General features: G+C 38.5%; 7 protein-coding genes. 6 read left to right on the forward strand and 1 reads right to left on the reverse strand.

Annotated features, from left to right (window positions below; genetic code table 11):
• Positions 1-260 precede the first annotated feature (260 nt).
• Positions 261-2657: an ABC transporter permease gene (locus LVD17_RS22350; RefSeq protein ID WP_233761466.1), complete on the forward strand. Its 2397-nt coding sequence runs from the start codon at positions 261-263 to the stop codon at positions 2655-2657.
• 479 nt (positions 2658-3136) lie between these two features.
• Here the strand turns inward: LVD17_RS22350 and LVD17_RS22355 are convergent, their stop codons facing one another.
• Positions 3137-4924, reverse strand: coding sequence for an ABC transporter ATP-binding protein (locus LVD17_RS22355; protein ID WP_233761468.1), 1788 nt, complete (start codon positions 4922-4924; stop codon positions 3137-3139).
• A 237-nt stretch (positions 4925-5161) separates the two neighbouring features.
• Between LVD17_RS22355 and LVD17_RS22360 the strand changes: the two genes are divergently transcribed.
• From LVD17_RS22360 to LVD17_RS22380, 5 genes are read left to right on the forward strand one after another with little or no spacing between them, the layout of a single operon-like run.
• The gene (locus LVD17_RS22360; RefSeq protein ID WP_233761470.1) at positions 5162-6160 is read left to right on the forward strand and encodes an NAD-dependent epimerase/dehydratase family protein; all 999 of its coding nucleotides are present in this window, start codon (positions 5162-5164) and stop codon (positions 6158-6160) included.
• Between the two features lie 15 nt (positions 6161-6175).
• Entirely contained in the window at positions 6176-7294 is a 1119-nt protein-coding gene (locus LVD17_RS22365; protein WP_233761472.1) for a DegT/DnrJ/EryC1/StrS family aminotransferase, read from the forward strand.
• A gap of 7 nt (positions 7295-7301) precedes the next feature.
• Positions 7302-9005 carry a glycosyltransferase gene (locus LVD17_RS22370; RefSeq protein ID WP_233761474.1) on the forward strand — a complete coding sequence of 568 codons (1704 nt, stop codon included), beginning with the start codon at positions 7302-7304 and terminating at the stop codon, positions 9003-9005.
• A gap of 13 nt (positions 9006-9018) precedes the next feature.
• On the forward strand, positions 9019-10533 hold the full coding sequence (locus LVD17_RS22375) for a hypothetical protein (RefSeq protein ID WP_233761476.1): 1515 nt from the start codon (positions 9019-9021) through the stop codon (positions 10531-10533).
• Positions 10514-11263 (forward strand): Stf0 family sulfotransferase, encoded by a 750-nt coding sequence (locus tag LVD17_RS22380; protein ID WP_233761478.1) that lies wholly within the window; start codon positions 10514-10516, stop codon positions 11261-11263. The genes LVD17_RS22375 and LVD17_RS22380 overlap by 20 nt, the downstream gene beginning before the upstream one ends.
• The last annotated feature ends 12 nt before the right edge of the window (positions 11264-11275 follow it).

Here is an 11275-nt window from a genome sequence, read left to right on the forward strand (position 1 = left end):
AAGTTATTCGTGCAAAATGTCCTCACTTTGGTAAGTATCTCACAATATGTAAGTTGTGATTTTTCTGTAGATTTTTAGATAAAATACTACAATTTCTTGTATTGAAAATGTACTTACCTAATCATCCTTTTACTTATATTTAAAATTCATACCCCAATAACATAACCGGTTTATTTAATCTTAATTAAGTAAATAAATTTATTTGTATTAGGATATATGTTGTATTAAGTTCTTATGATTTAAACTTTAATTTATAAAATATGATTTTTCAGCAGATAAAATTTGCCGTTAGAAGTCTTAGCAAAAACAGGTCTTATCTTATACTTAATCTACTGGGGCTTATTGGGGGGACATTTGCTGCATTCGTTATTGCAAAATATGTAGGTTTTTCGTTGTCCTATGACAACTTCCATAAAAACAAAGATAATATTTATGTGATATGGCAGGAGGAAACGGGTGAGACCGGCATGGTGGCATCGGGGACAAAAACTTTCTGGGGTACCGGCGATATCATTAATAGCGGCTACACTGAAGCACAGCAGGTTACACGGATCAGTCCTTTGGCCGAAACACTTGTGCTCACAGAGCAAAAAAACGGTCAAATGCTAAAATTCAACGAAAGGAATATATTGGCCGTAGATTCTAATTTTTTCAGTGTTTTTTCTTATAAAATAATCCATGGTAGCAGTGGAAACAATGTATTAGCCCAGCCTAATGCCATAGTTATTACGGAATCCATGGCTAAGAAATATTTTAATGAAGAAGAACCTTTGGGGCGTGTTCTCTCCCTAAAAACTTCCTGGGGCGAACAGATCGAGGTAATGGTTAGTGCAGTTGTTGAAGACAATCCAAAAAATTCGAACGTTCATTTTGACTTTTTGATCGCCAGCCAGAAACCAAACATTAATCAGCTTTGGCAAACAGCAGATTATGAGACTTATGTACTGCTAAAATCGGGAGTATCAGCCGAAGATTTTTCCCATAAACTTGAAAGTGAAGTTGCCTACAAAGGGGGATTGGAATCTCAGGGCCGCAGCATTGAAATTAAATTTATACCTATTACCATGTTGCAGCTGTCTGCTGGTGACTATATTCTCTCCATTGTGGGTATGGTAATACTGATTGTGTCCTGGATTAACTTCATAAGTATATCGGGAGTGCAGAATTTGATAAAAACCAAGGAGGTGGCAGTGAAAAAGGTTATGGGGGCTACCAAACAACATATTTTAAGGCAGCTATTTATTGAATCGGTATTAATCAATGGACTGGCACTGGCTTGTGTGGTTGTTTTGTATGTATCCGTTGAAGATTACTTGCAGACCCTTACTCATGGACACCTGTTACCGCTTCTTACTGGATCGTTGAAAATTAATATGACCTTTTTGGTCATTTTTATAGTGGGTACATTAATTTCTTCCATATTACCTGCCGTATCGCTTATGTCTCAAAATGTGAGCAAGTCTCTGAGAGGAGATGCTGCCGGGGTTTTCAGGAATTTAGGGATCAGAAAAATACTGGTGGTTATACAGTTTGCCATATCTACTGTATTAATTATTGGTATTGTGGTCATCACCCAACAGCTTGATTTTGTTAAAAGCTACGACAAGGGTATCGATCTTTCAGGTACACTAATAATAAAGGCACCAAAAGATGGCTGGGAAGGCAAACAGGAGAGGCTTAACAGCTTTAAACTACAATGTCGCGATCTGCCTTTTGTAAAGGAGGTGAGCTCTTCTACCACTGTGCCTGGAGAAAGCTATCGTCAGGAGATCTCTTTAGGACTTACCCCAAGTAAAGAAGACCATTCAGCTGTGCTATTTGCCAATGGAATTGACGACAAATACCTGAGTTTATATAATGTCGAATTTGTAGCTGGAGAAAATTTTCTTGAAGACGCACCATGGAAAAACAAAAGAGGAGCTATTCTTAATGAAACAGCAGTTAAGGCCCTAGGCATTGAGAATATAAAAGAAGCTATTGGAACAAAACTATTTGAAATCGGGTCAGACAAATCCTACGAGCTGATCGGTGTTATAAAAGACTATCACAAGGTGTCGTTAAAAAATGACATTGAACCTACCGTATTCTTCTTTAACCATAACAGAGGTTCTTTTTCAATCAAGTTTAATACAGAGGAGACCGCAACAGCAGGTAGTATCCATGAAACCCTGAAGCCAATAGGTGAAGTGTGGGAAAAGCTATATACCAATCAACCATTTGACTACTACTTTCTGGAGGAGAGGTTTTACGAAGCTGATCAGCAAGAGGTGAATTTTGCCAGGTTGTTCAAGGTGTTTACTGTTTTATCTATTATAATTTCCTGTTTGGGGCTATACTCACTTGTACTGTTTTTGACTAATAAGCGCATGAAGGAAGTAGGTATAAGAAAAGTATTCGGTGCCAGGTCCTTCCAGATTTTTGGTTTTCTGGTTAGGGACTATGCCGGCCAGCTTTTGCTTTCGCTATTTATAGGGATACCCGTTGCATATTATCTTATGGATTCATGGTTGTCAGGCTACAGTTTTCATATTAAACTTGGCGTATGGATTGTGCCTTATGGCGTAATACCTTTGATATTGATGTTTATAGCTACGGTTTCATACCAGGTAGCGAAGGTGGTAAGGGTAAACCCTGTTAACATATTCAGACAAGATTAACGCCATCCTGATCAGGAAGATTGGCGTAGCTAAACCAAAATTTAAATATGGTCACCTTAAGAATAATTAAAAATAACTAATTTACCGATAGTAGTCAGTAATAGACTAGCCTGACTAGTCCTGATAAATAAAAACCCCGAAATAGAATATTCAAGGCTTTTTTGGGGGTTTTGTTTTATTAAACTGGGTTGTCCAATTACAATTAATACTGCCATTTATGATTCAGAAAAAGCTTTGCCAGCCAGCCTTATTTTTAACCCCAGAATGATATTTATTCAAGAGCGGTCCTCTGAAAGCAGTTTTCAGAGCGCCTCTGACGGGAATAGGGGCCAGGTGCTCCACGATGCTTTTTCCTCAAGGTATGTTTGGGTTAGTGTACAGAAGGTTTACCTGAATATTAGCCAGGTTTCAGTCATTTTGTAATAAGCTGTCCAGGGATAACGTAAATAGGAGAGTCCCGTCTTTATGGCTCATACACTTCAAACTTCCTGATTAAATCTCATAGCCTGGAAACTGAATATTTCGGCGTATACATTGTTGAGTATCATTAGCTCTCTGTGTGTGCCCTGCTCAATGATCTGACCATTGGAAAATACATAAATATTGTCGCACCAATTGATGGCCGAAAGATTGTGAGAAATAAGGATCAGAGATGTCTCATGCTTTAGGTCTTTCAGGGAATCAAATATTTTGATCTCTGAAACTGTATCAATTGAAGCGCATGGCTCATCCAATATCATCAGAAATCCATTTCTATAGATGATTTTGGCTAGTGATAGCTTTTGTCGTTGCCCTTTGGAGGGTTCCACACCATCAAACTCTACGCCTATGTCATGCAGGTATTGATGCTTCCATTGTTCAATAAAAGGAGCTGCATTGCTAATGTTAGCAGCACTCATTATTGCCTCCATATTCTGCTCTGTATCTACACGGCCAATGGCTATTGAGTCCTTAACCTTAAAGTTGTAGTTGGCATAATCCTGCATCATTACCCCAAGATATTTCCACCAGTCATCAATATTTATATGTCTCAGGTCTGTTCCATTTACAAGTATTTGACCTTCAGTGGGGTCATAAATCCGGCATATGAGCTTTACAAAAGTACTTTTCCCCGAGCCATTGTCACCCACCAACGCTATGCTTTCCCCTGGGCTAATTTTCATATTTATATGGCGGAGGCTCCACCCGGATGAGAAGGGATACCGGAAACTGACATCGATGAATTCAATGGTAGGAGGGCTGGTTAGGTCAAATTTGTTATCAGTTTTGGCAAGGCTATGGCGCGACTTTGTATTTAAAATTTTTAATATATCATCAACTACCAGATGCTTTTCATATTGCTTGGCAAGATTAACCAGCATCTCGGATATTGAGTAACGAACAGTAGTGAGAATACCAAATACAAAAATAACACTACCAATTGGTCCTGAGCTTTCAATAACACTTTTAACGAACAAATAGGCCGCAGTAATAAAACCCGAGAGGGAAAGCAGTTCTGAAAGCATTATAAATAGCAATTTCCTTTTTTCCAGACGAATATTCTGATCTCGGAATTGCTCTAGTATAGAATGGATCCATTTCAAAAGCCAGTCTCCGGACTGAAGGAGTTTTGTTTCAATAATATTAGGCTTATACTCAAAATATCTTTTTAAATTCACCATTCTTCTCTGATTCGGTGTGTCCCGCGCCCAGATCGTCCATACACTCTTCCCGTATTTAAATTCAGTTATAAAGCTGGGGATAGAGGTAATTATTAAAATGCAATAAATCAAAGCCCCATACTTAATGGCCAGAAAGGAACCTAGAAGAAAGCCAATAATGTTCTTGATCATTTGAAATTGTCCCTCGCTTAGTTCTAGCAAGGGCCAGAAACTATTCTTAAAAGCCCTGTTCATAAGGTCCTGAAACTTGGAGTCTTCATACTTCTCTATATCCAGTTCCAGTCTCTTTTTGAGTATAAGGATTTCATATTTCAGGTTGAGTTTGGTATTCCAAATTTTATTAATATAAATCTTAAGCGCACTTACCAGCCGAGGAGCGGCTATTATTAGTGCATAGGTAAATAGTGTTATTAAAAACTCTGTTGACAATGTCCTCTCATTTACTGCTACCACCAGGCTATTTATAAGGCTGCCCAGGAAGAAATAATTAAGATATGGCATTATTGCGGTTAGTGCGAGTATACCTACGAAAGCTATGCTTTCCGTTTTGGCAAATTGAAAAGAATACCTGAGAACAGCTTTTGCGCTTTGTAAATAATCATGCATTATTCAGAAAATATAGGTAAAAGTCCTAGTTATGAGTTCACTAATCTAATGAGATTTTTTTTTACTTATTATTATAAATTATAACATAAAATTAAGTATTTGTAAATCAATGATTTGCCTCGGAAAATGAACCTTCGATTCATATTGGCTGTAAAATTATATTTTATATTAATTAAAAAATAGTTTAGATTTAAAATTAACACAACAGAAAGTTGCTAAAACCATAACCAACCTTATATGACTAACTTAAATGGCTCCACCGTAATGGTGGCAGGAGGAGCAGGCTTTGTCGGGTCTGCTATTGTCCGAGAACTATTGGATTTAAATGTTAAAGTCGTTTGTTTTGACAATTATCTCCACGGCGTTCCTACAAATGTTAACCAACTAAACGGAGATCTGACGATTGTTCACGGAGATGCCTCAAATACTCATAGCTTGATGGAATGCTTATTGAGCTGCAATGTTGATTACATCATAAACTGCATAGGCGACACATTTGTACCAACTGCCTATGAAATGCCCGGACGCTTTTTTGACATAAATCTTGGTGTTTGCCTTAACATACTAAAGGCTGCCGACATTTGTAAGATTAAGCGTGTATTATACATTTCCTCCACTGAGGTGTATGGTATTACTGATGTACCGTTAATTGATGAGTCCGTGGCATTGGACCCTGTTAATACTTATGCGGTATCAAAATTAGCGGCAGACAGACTTTGTTATACTTTCCATTTAGAACATCAAACCCCGGTTGTTACTGCAAGGATCTTCAATTGCTATGGCCCCCGCGAGACGGAGCCTTACATCGTACCTGAAATCATCTATCAATTAAATAAAGGAAATACACTGAAATTAGGAAATATTAAGGCTGAACGAGATTTTACATATGTTCATGATACCGCTAAAGCCTTAATAGCTGTATTAGCTTCTGATATACCTAATGGAGAGGTGGTGAATGTTGGCTCCAATGTTTCTTACTCAGTGGAGTGGCTTGCGTATAAAATTGCCGAGATTATGGAAGTAGACGGTCTGAAGCTTACCATTGATCAGGATAGAATAAGAAGACTGGATATTGATAGGTTCAGATGCGATAATACCAAATTAAAACAGTATACCAATTGGTCACCCACCGTGGACATTGAAGATGGACTGAGAAAAACAGTAGACTGGTTCAGAGCAAACTCTTGTACATGGAGCTGGGAAAGTTTTGTAGAAGGAGCTCGTATTTATAGATAGTGTAATTCCATATCTATGAATCACATACCAGTTTCCAAGCCATACTTTTGGGGAGACGAACTAAGCAATGTAACGGAGGCTATCACCACCGGATGGATTTCTTCAAACGGAAAGTTTATTGATGAATTTGAGCAAAAATTTGCAGAAGCCGTTGAAGCTAAATATGCAGTGTCATTAAATAATGGTACCTCTGCATTACACCTGGCCTGTGATCTTATCGGTCTAAAACGGGGCGATGAAGTAATAGTACCTGATTTTTCTATGATAGCTCCCATTTTTGCTCTTGAGTATATGGGCTGCATCCCAGTGCCGGTAGACGTAGACGATACATGGAATATTAACCCTGAGCTTATTGAGCAAGCGATAACCGAAAAGACCAAAGCTATTTTGGTGGTACATAACTATGGTCATCCATCGGATATGCATAAAATATCGGCCATAGCTAAAAAGCATGGATTAAAAATTATAGAAGATGCTGCAGAAGCTATCGGTGCCCGGCAAAATGATATCCAGGTGGGTAGTTGGGGAGACGTTACCTGTTATAGTTTATATGCTAACAAGATAATCACGACGGGTGAAGGAGGTATGCTCACCACCAATGATGAGCACCTGTATCAACTGGCCAAGTCCAAAAGGAATATGTCATTTGGACCTGATCAGGAAAATCGATTTCTGCATGAGAAAGTAGGGTATAACTTTAGATTGACTAATATTCAGGCGGCTATTGGTTGCGCACAGGTTCATAACCTGGAAGCTTCCATAAACCATAAAATCAGCATTGCCAATGAGTATTCAAGTATCCTGAAAGACGTACCGGGTATTACTTTGCCGCCAAGTGCGCAAAATGTAAAAAATGTATACTGGGTTTATGGTATTCTTATAGAGGAAACATTCGGACTCTCTAAGAATAAACTACAGGAAGTATTATTACACGCTGGTATAGAAACCAGAAGTTTTTTCGCACCTGTACACCAGCAGCCTTTTTTAAAGCATGTTTCCTTTAACCCTTCAAAATATCATAAATCGGTTAAACTAGCCAGGCAAGGTCTTTACCTACCTTCTTATATTGGTCTTTCCAGTGAAAGTATTATGAAAGTAGCAGATACAATTGCTCAGGTTCAATTAAAAATATGATAATAAAGTGAATATTGAGAAAAAGATAAACCTGGACCATCCCTTTTACTGGGAAAACCATAGGGGTGGCTGGAAGCACGTTGTTGACATCCTCAAACGTAATTTTCATAGTAGCAAAGGCACGTTGTTTGTCAGTGCAGTGGAGAACGCTATGATTACGGAAACACCAATTTTAGAGCCATGGGTAGGTGTGGTACACCAGGTACCCAGACACTACATTCGTGAATTTCCTGATTTGGTAAGGATGCTTGAATCAGAAACCTGGAAGATCAGCCTGGAGTATTGCAAAGGGCTTTTTGTAATATCAAACTACGTCAAAGAGTACCTTGAATCAAGGAACCTTGGCGTACCCATTAGCCACCTGTACTATCCTGTGGATGCCGAATGCGTGGCCTTCGACTATGAGGGTTACAGTTCTTCTAACCATAAGAAGGTACTTTTAATTGGAGAGTTTCTGAGGCGCTTTGAATCATTTAAATACCTTTCAGCACCCGGCTTCGAAAAAACTGCGTTGGGCAATGAGGAGTTTTCTAAGTCTGGAGTTTCCGATGGGAATATTACTATTTATCCGCCGGTATCTGATAAAAGGTACGATGAACTTTTGAGCAAAAATATTGTATTTGCAGACCTAATCGATGCTCCTGCAAATACCCTGGTCATTGAATGTCTGATTAGAGCTACTCCAATATTGATTAACCGGCTACCTGGAGTGGAAGAATACCTGGGCGAGGAGTACCCCTTTTTCTATAATTCATTGGAAGAAGCCAATAGGATGTTGGCTAATGAAGCGTTGGTGAAGGAAACTCATGAGTATTTAAAGAAATCAGCCAAAAGGTCGCTCATTTCGGAAGATTTCTTCATACGCCAGCTTCATGAGAGTGAAGTTTATAAAGCCCTGCCACAACCATCGTCAAATTCGGTAAGGGCAGAAAGCAACTATGCCGTTAGTCTGGTACTCTGTTCATATAATCGGGTGTATAATATCAAACATCTTCTGGAACGTTTGAGTAACCAAACATTTGAGGGTGCCTATGAACTCATTTTGTGGAATAACAAAATTGAAAACAGACAGGAGCTTGACGGTATCATTGAGGACTTTAGAGATAAGCTGGATATTAAGGTGGTACACTCTACTGAAAACTACTATTGTGCTATCCGCTTAGCCGTGGCCTCGATTATGCAAAGTGAGCATCTCTTAATTATTGATGATGATGTGCTGCCTGGGCCGGACTATATTGCTCATTTCATGAAGAAATTCGAATTATATGGACCTGAGGCAGTTATCTGCTGCCGAGGTCATGAGTTTTTGCCTCATGAACTTGACGAAGAAAGCCCGCATAAGGTGTGGCAGGATCATATAAATATGAAGTTTTATGATGAATCGAAAGAAGACAGACAAATTCATTTTTTTCATGCCGATAACTGCCTTATTCCGAAATCAGTACTCTTAAGAGCCAATGAGTTCGACTGGCCGTCATACGATTTTATATTGATTGATGATTATTGGCTGTCCTTTATTATTAATGAAAAACTTGATATTCCAATATGGAAAGTGAAAGCAGATGAGCATGTAAGCTTTACTCCGTGTGCGGATAGCCCGGATATAGCCCTGTTTCATAATGATAAGGTAAATATTCAGCGATTGAAATTTTACATCTATCATATGCGCCATCATTGGCCTCACTTTTCATCACTGGCAATAACCAACTAAATAAATTAAATACGTGGATCTTCTTCATAAATTATATATTAATCAGACAGACATTGATAGTGATATCCCTGAATGGAAAGCACTTATCAATACCGTAAGTATTGGCAGAAGTACTCAGGCTGATACACGCATGGTATTGATAAATAACGTATCCGGTAAGCAAGTTATTGAAGAAACTTGGGTAGGGGTTATTCCTCTGCCAAAATACTATGGCAACTATTCGCTCATTGAAGAAGTTGTAAGAAGCGACTTTTGGTATAGCAGCCAAAAATATTGCAGGGGATTGTTTGTTTTCTGTGCTTCTCAGAAAAAGATTTTGAAAGCCTGCGGTGTAAAAAGCCCTATAGCAGTAATTCCATTGCATTACAATAAGTCCTTGGACAGTCCCTTTAAACTTAGCCCGGTTCATAAAAAGATATTGTATGCAGGTGGCACTATGGAAAAGCTGGAACAGTTCAGGCTTAGGCTTGGCAGCCATGGAAATGAAATTATTGCGATACTCCATGATGGCACTGTAGTAACAGATCAGGAGGGAGATGATGCTGTTGCTGGCCTCAAAAAACTGGATGAGGTTATGTATAAGCAATTATTGCAGTCCAGTATTGTGGTTGTGGATGGGCATGACGACCCCAGAAACATAACTTTAATCCACGACTGTGTTGAGAACTGTAATCCTGTAATAGTCAGCAACTGGTCAATGTTTAAAGATAAACTTGGCTTTCAATACCCCTTATTTTATGGCTATCTCGATGAGATGTTTTTGTTTTTATCTGACCTGCCTTATCTCCAAATGGGGCAGAATTATCTGGAGCTGCAAAGAAATAGGAATAAAACGTATGAAAAAGACATGATCAAGGCCATTGAGTACTCTGCTATTTACCAAAGTCTGGATGAAACAAGCACGGATAAGATTGTTTTTAAGTCATTTGACTTGAGTGTGGTCATCTTCATTTCACATCACGCAAAGGCTGAGCTTACACCGGCACTGGAGAGCATCATTATTCACCAACAAATAGATGGTAAATGTGAGTATATCATTTGGAATAGCAATGTGGAGGCTTCAGATGCTGTTTTTGCCTTCTATGAACAACACAAAAGCAGTGTTGAACTTAAAGTCATAACCGCATTTGACAGCGATGCCAATCGTAGTATAGAGGCCATGGCCAGTTTGGTGAGAAGTCAGCACATCTTATTTATTGATAATATCAGTGAACTTAAAAGTGGTTTTATTGATCACCTGTGGCAAAGTAAAACCCAGGGAGATGATAAGCTTTATATAGCTGAAATACCATATGCAGATAAGAATGATAAAAAAAATAACCAGGCCTTTCTGCTTCATACCAGGCAGCTTAAAAAGTCATTGCTGTTTTCCAATACTGAAATACAAGAAATAAGAAATTCTGGCTTGGCATTTACCTACATATTTTCAAGGTATCTGCGTTTGCCGGTGGTGAAATGTAGCCCCTATGGGTTGCGTTCTAAGGAAAATCAAAAAACTCAGCTTACATATGAAAACCAGCAAGACTAGCAATAAATTTATACTGCTCGCACACCCAAGATCTGGATCAACGTTACTGACCACCTATTTAAGATCACATGGTCAAATCTTAGCTCATGGAGAAGTTTTTAATGAAAGTGACTGCGATCTTTCTCCCGTAACCAGGCCTGATATGAGCAAACAAGAGCTTATAAAAGAAAGAGATCAGGATCCGGTTAAATTCTTATCAAAGTATGTATTTACCAATGACCTTGAGTGGAAGGAAATAGTTGGGTTCAAGATACATTATCAGCACGCCAACAATGGCGAAAAGGAAGTGTGGAACCACTTGGCTAAGGATAATTCAATTAAAATTATTCACCTCACCAGGGATAATAGCCTTGAGACCTATGCCTCGTTAATGCTAGCCATGAAAACAAACAAGTGGGCAAAAATAAATGACAAACCATCTCCCCGGTTGACCCTTTCTTTAGATCAACAGGAATGTAATTACTTTTTCAATAGAATGGAAAAATACAGAGTTTTCTATAATGACCTATTCAAAAATCACCCTATTCTTGACATTACTTATGATCAACTTTATAGGAATAAAAGTAATACCCTTGAGCAGGTTCAACAATTTCTGGAAGTGAGCATGGAAAAGCTGGATTCAGATCTTAGAAAGCAAAACAAAACCCCACTTCCTGAATTAATTGAAAATTATGACGAGCTAAGAAGAGCATTTGAAAAAACGCGTTGGCAGCACTTTTTCTCGTATTAAGATCTACGTTGT

Origin of the sequence: Fulvivirga ulvae, assembly GCF_021389975.1 — a bacterium.
In the GTDB taxonomy this organism is placed as follows: Bacteria; Bacteroidota; Bacteroidia; order Cytophagales; family Cyclobacteriaceae; genus Fulvivirga; species Fulvivirga ulvae.